This window comes from Microbacterium sp. ISL-103 (genome assembly GCF_018613995.1).
GTDB lineage: Bacteria > Actinomycetota > Actinomycetes > Actinomycetales > Microbacteriaceae > Microbacterium.
The window spans coordinates 1-15,371 of sequence record NZ_JAGGPD010000217.1 but is presented as its reverse complement, the minus strand read 5'-3'; the positions used below and the strand labels follow the sequence as shown (position 1 = coordinate 15,371).

Here is a 15,371-nt window from a genome sequence, read left to right as displayed (position 1 = left end):
GGAGCGAGCCCCCAAACGGGCCGCAGGGAGAGGGCAGAAGGCACACGAGACATGAGAAGGGAGACACGAGGCGAGACCCAGAGACGAGAGACGAGAACCAGAAAGGAGAACCAGAGAACCAGAGGACGAGAGACACGAGACGAGAACGAGAGACGAGAAACGAGAGACGAGAACGAGTGACGCGAACCCCGGATGCGCGAGCGAGGGAAGCGCGCGACCGGTCACCTCCGGCGCGACTCCGCCCGCATGAAGACGTCGACCGCATCCTCGCTCTCGACCACGAACCCGTGCCTCTCGTACAGCCGCCGCGCGGGGCTGCCCTGCAAGACGTTGAGGCGGAACGGCGGCGCCTCCGCCAGATCCCGCGCGCTCTCACGCCCCTTCTCCGCCAGCACGCCGGCGAGCACCTCGGATCCGAGCCCCTGCCCCTGCACAGCCGGTGCGAGATAGAAGTGCTCGATCCACACCGCGTCGTTTTCGGAGCGTACGGCGACGAGCCCCACATCCTCGCCCTCCACCACGATGACCCAGGTGTTCGCCGCCACGAACGCATCGAGGAACCGCTGCCGCACGCGCACCGGGTCGTACCGGCCGAGGCGCTCCAGATCGGGTCGCATCACGACCGCGCGCAACTCGGCCATCCAGGGAGCATCCGACGCCCTGCTCTCTCGAAGGCTCCAGGTCACTGACACGACATCCATCCAATCACCCGGTCACAGTGCGAGCAGCACGATGCCCGCGGCCACCACCGCAGATGCGGCCAGCCGCCATCCGGGTCGACTCTCTTTCAGGACGAAGACCCCGAACAGGCTGACGAGCACCACGCTCACCTCGCGCAGAGGGGCGACGAGGGCGACCGGCGCGATCTGGATGGCGGTGAGAACGAGGATGTACGACAGCGGAGACAGGATGCTGAATGCCACGATGCGCCGCCACTGGGTGCGCCCGAGCGTGCGCACCGCCGCCCACCGTCCTCGCACGCCGAGCGAGTAGAACGGGATCTCGAGCACCATCGTGCCGACCATGAACGCCACCGGCGACAGGTTCCAGGTGCGCACGGCGTTCGCATCCCAGATCGTGTAGATCGCGATCGCGACGCCGGTGAGGAGGCCGAACACGAGACCGGGATCCATGCGGCGCCGTGGCCGATCCCCTCGCCCTCGATCGACGAGACCGATCGCGACGACACCGACGATGATCGCGGCCACGCCGACCAGTGCCAACGCGGAGGGGCGCTCGGCGAGGAGGAGCACAGCCACGATGACCGACAGGAAGGGTCCCGTGCCACGGGCAGTCGCATAGACAGTCGACAGGTTGCCCTCGCGATAGCCGCGCTGCAGAACGGCCATGTACGCGACGTGCAGCACAGCCGAGACTCCCACCCCCAGCAGGAAGGCCCCCAGATCGTCGGTGCCGAGGCCGCCGGTGAACGGGATGACGCCGATCCACACGACCGTGCCGCCGACCGCGCCCCACCAGAGGAAAGGCATGCCGGCCTTGCTGACACCGTGGGCGATGACGTTCCAGGCGGCGTGCGCGAAGGCTGCGGCGATGACGAGTGCGAACGCGAGTGCGGACATGCGAGACCCTTCCATTCGTCGCGGGCGCGACGAACAGGGTCCTCCGGGCTTTTGTCCTGTCAGATGACGGCGCCCCTGCGGAGAGACACCGTGGCGCCGCTCGGACCAGACGGGACGAACCCCGGAACCCTAGGCGCTATCGAGACCGAACGTACCCGCCGATGGTGACGGGAAGGTGAACGACCCAGCTCCGACCCTCTGCGGCGATCAGGCAGCGGCGCGCCGATTACGATCGAAGGACCGCCCCTGCAGGAAGGCCGCTCATGCCCGTCACCCCGGATGCCCTCGCCCACGCCGAGGACCTCGCCGACTTCGTCGCCGCCTCGCCCTCGAGCTACCACGCCGCCGCCGAGATGGCCCGGCGCCTGGAAGACGCCGGGTTCACGCGGCTCGCGGAAGAGGACGAGTGGGATGTGACCCCCGGCGGACGCTACGTCGTCGTGCGCGACGGCGCCGCGATCGGCTGGACCGTGCCGGCGGATGCCACCGCCCTCACCCCCGTGCACATCTTCGGCGCGCACACCGACTCCCCCGGCTTCAAGCTCAAGCCGCAGCCGACCACCGGATCCAAGGGCTGGCTGCAGGCAGCCGTCGAGGTTTACGGCGGGCCCCTGCTGAACTCGTGGCTCGATCGCGAGCTGCGCCTCGCCGGGCGCCTCGCGCTGGCCGACGGGCGTGTCGTGCTCGCAGACACCGGACCGATGCTGCGCCTGCCCCAGCTCGCCATCCACCTCGACCGCGACGCGAACAGCGGCCTCGCCCTCGACAAGCAGTTCCAGACGCAGCCGGTCTGGGGCCTCGGCGACCCTACCCAGGAGGACATCCTGGCGGAGCTCGCGACGTCGGCCGGTGTCTCGGCATCCGACATCCGCGGCTACGACGTCGTGATCGCCGACACGGGGCGCGGAGCGGTCTTCGGCAAGGACAGCGCGTTCTTCGCCTCGGGTCGCCTCGACGACCTCGCCTCGGTGCATGCCGGAGTCGTCGCGCTCGAGACGATCGACACCGCCGTGAGCGGACCCGTCGCGATCCTCGCGGCGTTCGATCACGAAGAGCTCGGCTCCAACTCCCGCTCCGGCGCGGCCGGTCCCTTCCTCGAAGACGTGCTCGGCCGGGTCTACGACGCTCTCGGTGCAGACGCCTCGGCACGGCGCCGGGCTTTCGCCTCGTCGTGGTGCCTGTCGAGCGACGTGGGCCACTCGGTGCACCCGAACTACGTGCACAAGCACGATCCCGTCGTGCAGCCCGTGCTCGGCTCGGGTCCGATCCTCAAGCTCAACGCCAACCAGCGGTACGCGACGGATGCCGTGGGCTCCGCCGCCTGGCGCGGCTGGTGCGAGTCGGCCGACGTCGTCACCCAGGAGTTCGTGTCGAACAACAACGTGCGCTGCGGCTCGACGATCGGCCCGATCACGGCGACGCGCCTCGGCATCCGCACCGTCGACGTCGGCATCCCGATCCTGTCGATGCACTCTGCCCGCGAGCTCGCCGGCGTCTCGGACCTGCATGACCTCACTCGCGTCGCGGGAGCATTCTTCGCAGGCTGAGCCCTGCGGGGCATCCGCAGTGCCAGGATGATGGCATGACGGACATCAAGCCTGCTCTCATCGAGCGCGCGGGCATCGAGATCATCCCCGAATCCGAGCGCACGGCGAAGCCGAGCGACCTGTTCTGGCCGTGGTTCGCGGCGAACGTGTCGGTGTTCGGCATGTCGTACGGCTCATTCGTGCTCGGCTTCGGCATCTCGTTCTGGCAGGCGACGGTCGTCTCCGTCATCGGAATCGTCGTGTCCTTCCTCCTCTGCGGCCTCATCGCCATCGCCGGCAAGCGCGGCTCGGCCCCCACCATGGTTCTGTCCCGTGCGGCCTTCGGCGTGCAGGGCCAGAAGGTGCCGGGCATCGTCTCGTGGCTGACCTCGATCGGCTGGGAGACGTTCCTCGCGATCATGGCCGTGCTCGCGACGGCCACCGTCATCACTCAGCTCGGCGGTGACGGCGACAGCATCGCCCTAAAGATCATCGCCACCGTGATCGTCGCGGCGCTCATCGTGACGGCGTCCGTGCTCGGATATCACACGATCATGAAGCTGCAGTCGGTGCTCACGTGGATCACCGGCGCCATGACGATCCTCTACGTCGTCCTCGCGGCACCGAGCATCGACCTCGCAGCCGTCATGGCCCGCCCCGACGGCGGGCTCGGTCAGGTCATCGGCGCACTGGTCATGGTGATGACCGGGTTCGGCCTCGGCTGGATCAACCTCGCCGCCGACTGGTCGCGATACCAGAAGCGCACGGCCTCCGACGGCGCGATCGTGCTGTGGAACACGATCGGAGGCTCGGTCGCCCCCGTGATCCTGGTGGTCTTCGGTCTGCTGCTCGCCGGTTCCGACGACGATCTGTTCGCCGCGGTGCAGGCCGACCCGATCGGGGCGCTCGCGACCATCCTGCCGGTGTGGGTGCTCGTGCCGTTCCTCCTCACCGCCGTGCTCGCCCTCGTCTCGGGCGCCGTGCTCGGCATCTATTCGTCGGGCCTCACGCTGCTCAGCCTCGGCATCCGCATCCCCCGCCCGTCCGCCGCGGCGATCGACGGCGTGATCCTGACGCTCGGAACGATCTACGTCGTGTTCTTCGCCACCGACTTCCTCGGACCGTTCCAGAGCTTCCTCATCACGCTCGGTGTGCCGCTCGCCTCGTGGGCCGGCATCCTGATCGCCGACATCCTGCGTCGCAAGAAGGACTACGACGACGAGGCACTGTTCGACAGCCGCGGCCGCTACGGCGCGTGGGACTGGACCTCGATCGTGACGATGGTCGTCGCGAGCGTCATCGGCTGGGGCTTCGTGCTCAACGGATTCGCGGATGCGGCGCCGTGGAACAACTGGCAGGGCTATCTGCTCGGCCTCGTCGGCGGAGTCGACGGCGACTGGGCATACGCGAACCTGGGCGTCTTCTTCGCACTGGTGCTCTCGTTCGCCGTGACCTGGTTCGCACGGGCGGGCACGATCCGTCGGCAGGAGCAGTCGGCGTGAGGACTCGGCCGACCGGCTCAGGCGCAGAGGACGCCTGGCTGATCGTGATCGATCCCCAGGCGATCTTCGCGTCTGCCGACTCGGCCTGGGGGTCGCCGTTCTTCGGCGACGTGATGCCGCGCATCCGGTCTCTCGCCGAGTCGTTCGGCGACCGGGTGATCGTCACCCGCTGGATGCCGACCGCCGACCGCTCGACCTCGTGGGGCGACTACTTCGCCGCGTGGCCCTTCGCCGATCAGCCACCCTCGGATCCGCTGTTCGATCTGGTTCCCGAGGCCGAGACCCTGTCGCCGCGGCCGACTCTCGATCTGCCGACCTTCGGCAAGTGGGGGTCGGAGATCGAGGAGATCGTGGGCACGGGCGCCCGCGTCGTGCTCGCGGGAGTCTCGACCGATTGCTGCGTCATCTCGACCGCACTGGCCGCAGCGGATGCCGGAGCGCGCGTCACGGTCGTCGCCGATGCCTGTGCCGGATCGACGGCTGAGAATCACGCCGCAGCGATCCAGGTCATGGGGCTCTACCCGCCGCAGATCACGATCAGCGACACCGCATCGGTGCGGGCGGCACGCCGGACGCCGTGACCCCTGCGCCGTCCTAGGCGGCGCGCACGGCCGCGGCGATGTCGGCGGGCGATCCCTGCCACGGCGCTCCGTGACCCGGCAGCACCCAGGATGCCGACACACCGGCGAGCCTGTCGAGCGAGGCGAGCGCCTCCGCGGGCTCGTCCGTGAACGGCGCCGGTTGCGCGCCCACCCGGCCGGTCAGCACATGACGGGTGGTCAGCGCGTCGCCGACGAAGACCGCGTCCACCTCGGGGACGTGCACGGCGATGCTGCCGGGCGAGTGCCCCGGCATCCCGATCACGACCGGGGAGCCGGGCAGGTCGAGGATCTGCCCGTCGTCGACGGACACGACGTCGGCGACATGGCGCGTGCGCAGCCCGTTCTTGCGCACGCTGTAGGCGAGGAAGGCGAGCATCGGACCGATGCGGGCCGTTCCCATCGGTGTCTTCGGCTTCTCGCCCGTGCGCACACGATGCGCGTCGGCGCCGTGGATGAACACCGGCACTCCTGTCTCGAGTCGCAGTCGCTCGGCGAATCCGATGTGGTCGCTGTCGCCGTGGGTGAGGACGATGCCTCGGATGTCGGAGAGCGGGCGCCCGATCTCTGCGAGCGTGCGCTGCAGATCGTTCCAGTGCCCGGGCAGCCCGGCGTCGATGAGCGTGATGCCCTCGGGCAGGTCGATGAGGTACGACGCGACGATGTCGCTGCCGAGCCGGTGCAGGTGTGGTGCGAGCTTCATGGCCGTTCCCTTCGAGTGGTTGACGATGGCTACTTTACGTAGCTATCATAGCTAATGTCAATAGCCATGAAGGAGTCCCGAATGCCGACCCCCGAACGAACCTCGCTGGCCGCCATCGTCGCTGCCGGCCGCGTCATCCTCGAATCGTCCGGACCGACGGGGCTCAGGATGCAGGCTGTCGCAGAGCGGGTGGGCGTGCGCGCGCCGTCGCTCTACAAGCGGATCCGCGATCGCGACGCGCTGCTCTCCGCGGTCGCGGAAGCGTCTGCCGATGCGCTCACGAGCCGTCTCACCGCGGCCGGAGACGGTCTCACTGACCTCGCCGCCGCGTACCGGGGCTTCGCACACGAGCATCCCGAGGCGTTCCGCCTGCTGTTCACCGCCTCAGCCCCCGAAGACGCCCTGCACCGGACGTCCGCTCCGGTGCTGCGCGCGTGCGCCACTCTCGTCGGATCCGAGCACGCACTCGACGCCGCGCGCCTCTTCACCGCGTGGGCGACCGGATTCCTGCAGATGGAGCTCGCCGGGGCTTTCCGCTTGGGCGGCGACGTCGATGCGGCGTTCGACTATGCCCTGAGCCGCATCATCGCGGGGCTGACTGTCGACTGATCCGGCACCTGAGCCACGCGACCTCTTCCTCGCTGGCCCCTGCCTCCGGCGGCATCGACCGAAATACTGCCAGGATGATGCGCGGAGAGGGGTTTCCGTGACCACGACAGCGCCTGAAGACGAGTCGGTTCGATCGGCGAAGACTCGACGCCCGTGGCACCGGACGAAGGTCGCGTTCGCGCTCGTCCTCTCGGTCGCGGCGGTGATCGCCATCGTCGGCGCGATCACGCCCTGGCCCTCTGCCATACTGATCCGCGCCGTGTTCACGAAGGGCGGCGACGACACCGCTGCCGAGATGGACAAGCACGTCCCCGACACGAAGCTCACCGAGAAGCTCGATGTCGCGTACGCCGACGGTGGCGTCGACACGACGATGGACGTCTTCGCACCCGCGTCCGCCACCGGCCCGCTGCCCACCGTCGTGTGGATCCACGGCGGCGCCTGGATCTCAGGGGCGAAGGAGAATGTCGACCCGTACATGCGGATTCTCGCGGCCGAGGGGTACACGACCATCGCGGTGAACTACACGATCGGACCGGAGGGCGTCTACCCGCTCGCAGTGCATCAGCTCGACGATGCCCTCGCATACATCGACGAGAACGCCGCAGAGCTGGGCGTCGACCCGAAGCAGATCGTGCTTGCAGGCGATTCTGCGGGTGCACAGCTCGCGAGCCAGATGGCCACGCTGATCTCCAACCCCGACTACGCCGAGATCATGGGCATCACGCCGTCGCTGAAGGCCGAGCAGGTCGTGGCGACGGTGCTGAACTGCGGTGTCTACGACCTGGTTGCGCTCGCCCAGCTCGACGGGGTCGCCGGCTGGGGACTCAAGACGTCGATGTGGGCGTACGCCGGAGACAAGACCTGGGCGGAGGGCGCGACCGGTTCCACGATGTCGACCATCGACTGGGTCACCGAGGACTTCCCGACGACGTACATCTCGGGAGGAAACGGTGACGGGCTGACCTGGCTGCAGTCGATCCCGATGGCGAAGCGCCTCGACGAGCTGGGGGTCGATGTGACGACACTGTTCTGGCCGGCGCCGCACGAGCCGGCACTGCCCCACGAGTATCAGTTCCACCTCGACATGCCCGACGCACAGACCGCACTGCAGCAGACGATCGAGTTCCTCGACGCGCACACCACGCGCTGAGCGGGACTCGACCGTTCTGCGGGTCGAGCGCGGCCGACCTACTTCATCGTGTCGAGGATGCCGATCAGGTCATCGAACGTCGTGGGCGGGTTGAGGATCGCGAACCGCGTGTTCGGGCGCCCGCGGTGCGAACTCGGCACGACGAACGCGCGCTGCGAGTCGAGCAGCTCATCCGACCATCGGTCGTAGTCCTCGCGCTCCCACCCCTCGCGTTCGAAGACCACGACGGAGAGCTGAGGGTCTCGCACGAGCCGCAGCTCCGGGCGCGCGGCGATCTCGGCGGCGATCTTCTGGGTGAGGGCGGGCGTCGCGCGGACAGCCTCGCGGTATGCCGTCACGCCGTACGTCGCGAGCGAGAACCAGAGCGGGAGACCCCGGGGGCGGCGCGTCAGCTGGATCGAGTAGTCCGACGGGCTGAAGTCTCCGGCGTCGGTGAGCGTGTCGAGGTACTCGGCATGCTGCGTGTGCGCGCGGCGCCCGGCGTCGGGGTCGCGGTAGATGAGCGCACAGCAGTCGAACGGCGCGAACAGCCACTTGTGCGGATCGACGATCACCGAGTCGGCGCGCTCGACGCCGGCGAAGATGCCGCGCGCCTCGGGAGCCAGCATCGCGGTGAGCCCGTAGGCCCCATCGATGTGCAACCAGAAGTCGAACTCGTCCTTGAGTGCGGCGATGCCCGCGATGTCGTCGACGATGCCGAAGTTCGTCGATCCGCCGGTGGCGACGACCGCGCAGATCTCGTCGCCGTGCTCGCTGAGCGCCTCGCGCACCGCATCGGCCCGCAGTACTCCGTCGTCACCCGCCGCGACCAGCAGCACGTCGGCGTCCATGACCTTCGCCGCCGACTTGTTCGACGAGTGCGCCTCGACGCTGCACACGATCTTCCAGCGACGAGGAAGCTCCTTGCCCGCCTCGAGCAGTCGGGCCTTCGCGGACTCCCGCGCCGCGACCAGCGCCGAGAGGTTGCCGATCGTGCCGCCCTGCACGAACACTCCCCCGGCGGTGTCGGGAAGGCCGAACTCTGATGCGAGGAACGACAGCACCTCGTTCTCGGCGTGCACGGCGCCCGCGCCTTCCAGCCAGCTCCCGCCGTACAGGCCGGATGCCGACACCACGAGGTCGAACGCGATCGACGCGATCGTCGGCGCGGTGGGGATGAACGACAGGTACGACGGGTGACTCGTCGTCAGGCAGGCGGGCGCGAGGATGTGTTCGAAGACGCTGAGGGCACGCTGAGACCCGAGCCCGGCATCGGTGATGGTGGTGCCGACGAGCCGGTTGAGCTCTGCCGGGGTCTGCGGCTTGTCGAGCGGCACATCGGCCGCGAGCATCCGTCGGCGCGAGTAGTCGAGCACGGCATCGACGATCGCCGTCGATTCGGCCGAGGCCGCGTGCATGCGTTCTGCTCTCATGAGCTGTCCTTACCTGAGGGTTTCTGCGGGCGTGTGAGGTGCGCTCGGTCGAGGGTCCACCGGCACGTCGAGGACGGCGGAGAGGGTGCGGCGAGCGAGGTCGGCGCGATCACGGGGCGCCCAGTGCACCAGGGAGTGCGCGCTCATACCGTCGACCATGGCCAGAAGCATCCAGGCCGACGACCCGGGATCGACCTGCACCGCGGGGTCTTCGGCGACCGCGCGGGCGATGAGGTCTTCGAGGGCGCTGTGCCACAGGTTCATCTCGGTGCGGACCCTGGCGCCGAGCGTCTCGTTGCGAGCGCCGAGCGCCCAGGACTGCACCCACACCATGGCGACGTCGTCGCGCGAGTCGTCGAGCAGCGTCTCGATGAGACGCAGCAGGTTCGTGCGCAGATCGAGGTCGGGGTCGTACGAGGCGATCACCTCGTCGCGCTCGGCGGAGACGATCTCGGTGAACACCTCGGCGACGAAGGCCTCCATCACCGGACGGTAGTGCGCGACGAGCGCCGGCGTCACGCCGACGCGCGCCGCGACGGCACGGACGGTGAGAGCCTCGAGCCCGCTGTCGCCGGCCAGCGCCTTCGCGGCATCGAGGATCGAGCGCTCGCGCTCTTCCGGCGGCAACCGGCGAGGAGCTTCGGCTCTTGACGTGGTCTTCATCACGGGCTACCGTAGCACCCGTTGATCACCTGTTCAATAGCGATCGCGATTCCTCGTCCGCGAGGTCGCGATCCGCAGCGAGGAGACACCCATGGCCTGGCAGATGCCCGCCGAGACCGCACCGCACGACCGCACCTGGATGGCGTTCCCTGCCGAGGGGCCGACGCTGGGCGAGACGGCGTCCGAGCGCGAAGAGGGCTACGCCACCTGGACGGCCGTCGCCCACGCCGTCGCCGAGTTCGAGCCGGTGACCATGGTCGTCGACCCCGCCGAGGTCTCCCGTGCCCGACGCATGCTCAGCGGCAGCATCGACATCCTCGAGGCCCCGGTCGACGAGTTCTGGATGCGCGACTCAGGCCCGACCTTCGTGGTCGACCCGCATCGCCCCGGCGTGCTCGGCGCGGTCGACTGGATCTTCAACGGCTGGGGCGCCCCCGGGTGGGCGCAGTGGCAGAAGGCGGCGCAGCACGCGCGCATCATCGCGGGGGCCGTCGGCGCAGAGCTCGTGAGCTCGACGCTCGTCAACGAGGGCGGCGGCATCCACGTCGACGGCGAGGGCACCGTGCTGCTCACCGAGACCGTGCAGCTCGACCCGCGGCGCAACCCGTACGCCGACAAGGCGCGCGTCGAGGCCGAGATGGCACGCGCGATCGGCGCGACGAAGGCGGTGTGGCTGCCCCGAGGACTCACCCGCGACTACGACGACTTCGGCACGAACGGGCATGTCGACATCGTCGCCACGCTCGTCTCTCCCGGGCGCCTGCTGCTGCACGATCAGCAGAACCCCGAGCACCCGGACCATGCGGTGACTCGCGAGCTGCGCGCGCATCTCGCAGAGCAGACGGATGCCGCCGGCCGCCGCTTCGAGATCATCGATCTGCCTGCACCGGCCACGCTGCGCGATGACGAGGGCTTCGTCGACTGGAGCTACGTCAACCACCTGGTCACGAACGACGGCGTCGTCGCATGCGGGTTCGGCGACGCGCAGGCCGACGCGACGACCAGGGAGCTCCTCTCCGACGCCTACCCCGGTCGCCGCGTGGTGACGGTCGATGCGCGGCCGCTGTTCGATCGAGGCGGCGGCATCCACTGCATCACCCAGCAGCAGCCGAGCGTGGCGGTGCACTCATGATCGACGTCGTCGAGGCGTCCATCGCCGATCTGCGACGAGCGCTCGAAGCCCGAGAGACGACCGCTCTCGACCTCGTCGAGGCGTACCTCGCCCGCATCGCCGCCTACGACGGCCCCGGCACCGAGACGGCCCTGAACGCCGTGGTGGTCGCGAATCCCGACGCGCGGGCCGAGGCCGAGGCAGCGGATGCGCGGCGGTCGCGCGGTGAGACCCTCGGGCCGCTCGACGGCATCCCGTACACCGCGAAGGACAGCTACCTGGTGCGTGGGCTCACCGCCGCGGCGGGCAGCCCCGCGTTCGCCGACCTCGTCGCGCAGCGCGATGCGTTCACGATCGAGCGCCTGCGTGCGGGCGGAGCGATCTGCCTGGGACTCACGAACATGCCGCCGATGGCCAACGGCGGCATGCAGCGCGGTGTCTACGGGCGTGCCGAGAGTCCCTACAACGCGGACTTCCTGACCGCGCCCTTCGCGTCGGGCTCGTCGAACGGCTCGGGCACGGCGACCGCAGCGAGCTTCGGCGCCTTCGGCCTCGGCGAAGAGACCTGGTCGAGCGGTCGGGGCCCCGCCACGAACAACGCCCTCTGCGCCTACACCCCCTCGCGCGGCGTGATCTCGACGCGAGGCAACTGGCCCCTCGTGCCGACGATGGACGTCGTCGTGCCGCACACCCGCACGATGGCAGATCTGCTCGAGGTTCTCGAGGTCATCGTCGCCGACGACGCCGAGGTGCGCGGCGACTTCTGGCGCGCACAACCGTGGGTGGCGTTGCCGTCATCGTCCGAGGTGCGCCCGGAGTCGTACCCAGCCCTGGCCGTCGACGCCGCGTCGGCGCTCCGCGGCTCCCGCATCGGCATCCCCCGCATGTACATCAACGCGGACCCGGATGCCGGCACGGCGGCCGATCCCGGCATCGGTGGCCCCACGGGGCAGCGCATCGAGACCCGCACCTCGGTGATCGAGCGGTGGGAGGCTGCGCGTCGCGACCTCGAGACCGCGGGCGCGACAGTGGTGGAGGTCGACTTCCCCGTGGTGTCGAACTACGAGGGCGACCGGCCCGGTGCGCCCACCATCGCGACGCGCGGACTCGTGTCTCCGGAGTACCTGCAGCGCGAGATCGTCGACCTGTCGGCATGGGGCTGGGAGGACTTCCTGCAGGCCAACGGCGACCCGCAGCTGCACACCCTGGTCGAGGTCGACGGATCGTCGATCTTCCCGCACCCCGAGGGTGCCCTTCCCGACCGCTACACCGGCTTCGACGACGACATCGCCGAGTACCCGAGCTGGGTGCGTGACAATCCGGGTGTGGGGTTCGAGGACATGCCCGAGCTCGCCGACGGCCTTCGCGGACTCGAACAGACACGTCGCGTCGATCTCGAGGAGTGGATGGACGACCTCGAGCTCGACGCCGTCGTCTTCCCGGCCGTCGCCGACGTCGGGCCCGCCGACATGGACGTGAACGCCGCATCGGCCGACCTCGGCTGGCGCAACGGCACCTGGATCGCGAACGGCAACCTGACCGTGCGGCACCTCGGCATCCCGACCGTCACCGTGCCGATGGGCCTCATGGCCGACATCGGCATGCCCATCGGCCTGACCTTCGCCGGCCGCGCCTACGACGACTCCGCACTGCTGCGTCTCGCCGCCGCATTCGAGGCGATCGGAGCCCCCGGCGAGCGTCGCACCGCTCCCCCACGCACGCCGAGACTGTGACGGGGAAGGCCGCGGGGAGACATTTCACTGTTGTGACGCTCGGCACGATTGTTATATGTTTGCCCTGTCCATCACGACAGGAAGCGACCCATGAGCACCGAGAAAAACGAGCGCGAGCTCGAGGCCGGCATCGTCACCGATCTGTCCGGCCGCATGACGTACGGGTCCTACCTGTCGCTCGACCAGCTGCTCACCGCGCAGAATCCTGTGAGCGTTCCCGAGCACCACGATGAGCTGCTCTTCATCATCCAGCACCAGACCACCGAGCTCTGGCTCAAGCAGCTGCTGCATGAGCTGTCTTCTGCGCGAGAGCTGCTCGCGAGCGACGATCTTCGCGAGGCGCTGAAGCGCGTCGCGCGAGTCAAGCGCATCCAAGACGTCATGACCCAGCAGTGGGCGATCCTCGCGACCCTCACGCCCACCGAGTACGCGCAGTTCCGCGGAGCGCTCGGCAATTCGTCGGGGTTCCAGTCGGTGCAGTACCGAGCCGTCGAGTTCGCGCTGGGCAACAAGAACGAGAAGATGCTGAGCGTCTTCAGCGACCACCCCGCCAACCTCGCGCTGCTCACCGCCGAGTGGCACAAGCCCACGCTGTACGACGAGTTCCTGCGCTACGCCTCGCGACGCGGCCTGCCGATCCCGGCCGAGATCCTCGACCGCGACGTGCGCCTCCCCTACCGCGAGACGCCCGAGCTCGTGCCCGCGATCCGCGAGATCTACCAGAACCACCAGCAGCACTGGGATCTCTACGAAGCCTGCGAAGACCTTGTCGACCTCGAAGACAACTTCCAGTTCTGGCGCTTCCGCCACCTGAAGACCGTCGCGCGCACGATCGGCATGAAGGTCGGCACCGGTGGCTCGAGCGGCGTGGGATTCCTGCAGCGCGCGCTCGACCTGACGTTCTTCCCCGAGCTCTACACCGTGCGCACCGAGGTCGGCGGCTGATGCACGCGGCGACCTTCTTCGACGGCGAAGGATGGCGCGACGGCATCGTCGAGTTCGACGGACAGCGGATGCTGCTTCGCGACGAGCCTCCCACCCCCGGGATACCCCGCCTGGACGGCGTGATCGTCGGCGGATTCACCGACCACCACGTGCACCTGCAGCTCGTCGACCACGCGCTGCTCGGCGGCTCGACGCTCGGCCGCGTGGTCGACCTCGGCGCGAACCCCGCCGCCGTCGGAGCACTGGCCGCCACAGCCCGGTCATCCTCGCTCTACAACTCCGGAGATTCGCGCGACCTCGTGCCGGCATCCGCCGATCTCGACCGAACGGGCGCAGGGGTTCCGGAGTCCTGGCGCCCCGACGCCCCGCACCCCGTCATGATCGACTTCGCCGGGGCGTTCCTCACACCGGTCGGCGGGTATCCCTCCGACCGCGACTGGGCGCCCGCCGGGTCGTTCCGCGAGATCGCGAGCACCGAGATGGCACACGAGGCGGTCGCCGAGATGGCGGATGCCGGAGCATCCTGCATCAAGGTCGCGAGCAACGCCACCGCCGGCCCCGTCTTCGCCGATGCGCTGTTCCGCGCGATCGTCGACGCGGCGACCGTGCGCGGACTCCCCGTGATCGCGCACGCGGAGGGTGCGGGCGAGGCGCAGCGCGCCGCTCGACTCGGAGCCGCCCGCCTCGCGCACGCGCCCTTCACCGAGCGTCTCGACGACGACGACATCGCCGCGCAGGCGACATCCGTCGCCTGGATCTCGACGCTCTCGATCCACGATGCCGACAGCGAGGAACGCACCACCGCGGTCGACAACGTCCGCCGCTTCCACGCCGCCGGCGGCACCGTGATCTACGGCACCGACATGGGCAACGGTCCGACGCCGGTCGGGCTGAACCCGGCCGAGCTCGCAGCCCTCCGCGACAGCGGCATCGAGGGTGATGACCTGCTCCGCACGCTCGCCCCGCAAGACCCGCGCGACCCCGCGGCGCTGCTCCTCCGGCTCCCCGGCATCGACGCCGACCTCACACTCGCCCGCGCGCTCAGCCGCGCCGACCTGAAGGCCTGACATGACCGACACCCGCGACTCCGCGACCATCGAACGCTCACTCCTCGAGCTGGCGCGCGCCCTCGACGCCGCCGACCCGCTGCGTGATCACCTCGATTCCTTCGTCGATGCCCCCGGCGTCGGCGCCTACCTCGACGGCAACTCCCTCGGACGCCCGCTCAAGGAGACTCCCGACATGCTCGCCGCGTTCGTCCGCGACGACTGGGGCACACGGCTGATCCGATCGTGGGACGAGCAGTGGATGGCGCTGCCCGTGCAGCTCGGTGACCGCATCGCCGGGCTCACTCTGGGCGCCGCCGCCGGGCAGACCGTCGTCGCCGACTCGACGAGCGTGCTGATCTACAAGCTGATGCGCGCCGCGGCGACGGCCGACCCGTCTCGCACGGAGCTCGTGATCGAGGCGGGCAACTTCCCGACCGACCGGTTCACGGCTGAGGGGGTCGCCGCCGAGACCGGCATGACCGTGCGCTGGATCGAACCCGACCCGGTGCACGGAGTGCAGATCGCCGACGTGGTCGCCGTGACCTCCGAGAAGACCGCCCTCGTGTCGCTGAGCCACGTCGACTACCGCTCGGGCGCCCTCACGGACATGCCCGGCATCACCGCCGCCGTGCACCGCGTCGGGGCCCTGATGATGTGGGACCTCTGCCACTCCGCGGGCATCATCCCGATGCAGCTCGCCGCCTGGGGCGTCGACATGGCCGTCGGCTGCACGTACAAGTACCTCAACGGCGGGCCCGGCTCGCCCGCGTTCGCCTACCTGCGCCG

Annotated in this window: 15 protein-coding genes; 10 read left to right on the top strand and 5 right to left on the bottom strand. The window is 69.3% G+C overall.

The genetic code is table 11. The features are described from left to right. Positions 1–221 precede the first annotated feature (221 nt). Both J7E68_RS08870 and J7E68_RS08865 read right to left on the bottom strand, forming a co-directional pair. A complete protein-coding gene (locus tag J7E68_RS08870; RefSeq protein ID WP_251048804.1) occupies positions 222–641 on the bottom strand; it encodes a GNAT family N-acetyltransferase in 420 nt (139 codons plus the stop codon). A gap of 72 nt (positions 642–713) precedes the next feature. Further along, positions 714–1,580: an EamA family transporter gene (locus J7E68_RS08865; RefSeq protein WP_215171817.1), complete on the bottom strand. Its 867-nt coding sequence runs from the start codon at positions 1,578–1,580 to the stop codon at positions 714–716. Positions 1,581–1,843: 263 nt separating this feature from the next. On the opposite strand from J7E68_RS08865, the gene J7E68_RS08860 reads away from it, so the two are divergent. Genes J7E68_RS08860 through J7E68_RS08850 form a run of 3 tightly spaced genes read left to right on the top strand, consistent with a single transcriptional unit; the run spans position 1,844 to position 5,189 of the window. Next, a complete protein-coding gene (locus tag J7E68_RS08860) occupies positions 1,844–3,127 on the top strand; it encodes a M18 family aminopeptidase (protein WP_215171815.1) in 1,284 nt (427 codons plus the stop codon). A 35-nt stretch (positions 3,128–3,162) separates the two neighbouring features. After that, positions 3,163–4,608, top strand: a complete 1,446-nt coding sequence (locus J7E68_RS08855; RefSeq protein WP_215171813.1) for a cytosine permease — start codon at positions 3,163–3,165, stop codon at positions 4,606–4,608. Further along, complete coding sequence (locus J7E68_RS08850) at positions 4,605–5,189, top strand: isochorismatase family protein (protein ID WP_311416772.1); 585 nt, start codon at positions 4,605–4,607, stop codon at positions 5,187–5,189. Before J7E68_RS08855 ends, J7E68_RS08850 begins: the two co-directional genes overlap by 4 nt. Before the next feature lie 13 nt (positions 5,190–5,202). Here J7E68_RS08850 and J7E68_RS08845 read toward each other — a convergent pair whose 3' ends face one another. Then, on the bottom strand, positions 5,203–5,910 hold the full coding sequence (locus J7E68_RS08845; RefSeq protein WP_215171811.1) for an MBL fold metallo-hydrolase: 708 nt from the start codon (positions 5,908–5,910) through the stop codon (positions 5,203–5,205). An 81-nt stretch (positions 5,911–5,991) separates the two neighbouring features. Here J7E68_RS08845 and J7E68_RS08840 point away from each other — a divergent pair, with 81 nt between their 5' ends. Beyond that, a complete protein-coding gene (locus J7E68_RS08840; RefSeq protein ID WP_215171809.1) occupies positions 5,992–6,519 on the top strand; it encodes a TetR-like C-terminal domain-containing protein in 528 nt (175 codons plus the stop codon). 97 nt (positions 6,520–6,616) lie between these two features. Then, the gene (locus J7E68_RS08835) at positions 6,617–7,672 is read left to right on the top strand and encodes an alpha/beta hydrolase (RefSeq protein WP_215171807.1); all 1,056 of its coding nucleotides are present in this window, start codon (positions 6,617–6,619) and stop codon (positions 7,670–7,672) included. 38 nt (positions 7,673–7,710) lie between these two features. Here the strand turns inward: J7E68_RS08835 and J7E68_RS08830 are convergent, their stop codons facing one another. Together J7E68_RS08830 and J7E68_RS08825 are read right to left on the bottom strand one after the other, a co-directional pair. Further along, positions 7,711–9,084: a pyridoxal-dependent decarboxylase gene (locus J7E68_RS08830; protein ID WP_215171805.1), complete on the bottom strand. Its 1,374-nt coding sequence runs from the start codon at positions 9,082–9,084 to the stop codon at positions 7,711–7,713. A 9-nt stretch (positions 9,085–9,093) separates the two neighbouring features. After that, on the bottom strand, positions 9,094–9,747 hold the full coding sequence (locus J7E68_RS08825; protein ID WP_215171803.1) for a TetR/AcrR family transcriptional regulator: 654 nt from the start codon (positions 9,745–9,747) through the stop codon (positions 9,094–9,096). Between the two features lie 91 nt (positions 9,748–9,838). On the opposite strand from J7E68_RS08825, the gene J7E68_RS08820 reads away from it, so the two are divergent. From J7E68_RS08820 to J7E68_RS08800, 5 genes are all read left to right on the top strand, one after another. Continuing rightward, on the top strand, positions 9,839–10,879 hold the full coding sequence (locus J7E68_RS08820) for an agmatine deiminase family protein (RefSeq protein WP_215171801.1): 1,041 nt from the start codon (positions 9,839–9,841) through the stop codon (positions 10,877–10,879). Then, positions 10,876–12,591 (top strand): amidase, encoded by a 1,716-nt coding sequence (locus tag J7E68_RS08815; protein ID WP_215171799.1) that lies wholly within the window; start codon positions 10,876–10,878, stop codon positions 12,589–12,591. The genes J7E68_RS08820 and J7E68_RS08815 overlap by 4 nt, the downstream gene beginning before the upstream one ends. 90 nt (positions 12,592–12,681) lie before the next feature. Further along, a complete protein-coding gene (locus tag J7E68_RS08810) occupies positions 12,682–13,536 on the top strand; it encodes a tryptophan 2,3-dioxygenase family protein (RefSeq protein WP_215171797.1) in 855 nt (284 codons plus the stop codon). Next, positions 13,536–14,603: a hydrolase gene (locus J7E68_RS08805; RefSeq protein WP_215171795.1), complete on the top strand. Its 1,068-nt coding sequence runs from the start codon at positions 13,536–13,538 to the stop codon at positions 14,601–14,603. The genes J7E68_RS08810 and J7E68_RS08805 overlap by 1 nt, the downstream gene beginning before the upstream one ends. 1 nt (position 14,604) lies before the next feature. Then, positions 14,605–15,371: aminotransferase class V-fold PLP-dependent enzyme (locus J7E68_RS08800; RefSeq protein ID WP_215171793.1), on the top strand; the 767-nt coding region annotated here is incomplete at its 3' end.

Bases quoted from the DNA above. Each gene is read 5' to 3' on its own strand.
- J7E68_RS08845 (WP_215171811.1), bottom strand. From the start codon at position 5,910: ATGAAGCTCGCACCACACCTGCACCGGCTCGGCAGCGACATCGTCGCG.
- J7E68_RS08870 (WP_251048804.1), bottom strand. From the start codon at position 641: ATGGCCGAGTTGCGCGCGGTCGTGATGCGACCCGATCTGGAGCGCCTC.
- J7E68_RS08810 (WP_215171797.1), top strand. From the start codon at position 12,682: ATGAGCACCGAGAAAAACGAGCGCGAGCTCGAGGCCGGCATCGTCACC.
- J7E68_RS08840 (WP_215171809.1), top strand. From the start codon at position 5,992: ATGCCGACCCCCGAACGAACCTCGCTGGCCGCCATCGTCGCTGCCGGC.
- J7E68_RS08815 (WP_215171799.1), top strand. From the start codon at position 10,876: ATGATCGACGTCGTCGAGGCGTCCATCGCCGATCTGCGACGAGCGCTC.
- J7E68_RS08860 (WP_215171815.1), top strand. From the start codon at position 1,844: ATGCCCGTCACCCCGGATGCCCTCGCCCACGCCGAGGACCTCGCCGAC.
- J7E68_RS08805 (WP_215171795.1), top strand. From the start codon at position 13,536: ATGCACGCGGCGACCTTCTTCGACGGCGAAGGATGGCGCGACGGCATC.
- J7E68_RS08855 (WP_215171813.1), top strand. From the start codon at position 3,163: ATGACGGACATCAAGCCTGCTCTCATCGAGCGCGCGGGCATCGAGATC.
- J7E68_RS08865 (WP_215171817.1), bottom strand. From the start codon at position 1,580: ATGTCCGCACTCGCGTTCGCACTCGTCATCGCCGCAGCCTTCGCGCAC.
- J7E68_RS08825 (WP_215171803.1), bottom strand. From the start codon at position 9,747: ATGAAGACCACGTCAAGAGCCGAAGCTCCTCGCCGGTTGCCGCCGGAA.
- J7E68_RS08820 (WP_215171801.1), top strand. From the start codon at position 9,839: ATGGCCTGGCAGATGCCCGCCGAGACCGCACCGCACGACCGCACCTGG.
- J7E68_RS08830 (WP_215171805.1), bottom strand. From the start codon at position 9,084: ATGAGAGCAGAACGCATGCACGCGGCCTCGGCCGAATCGACGGCGATC.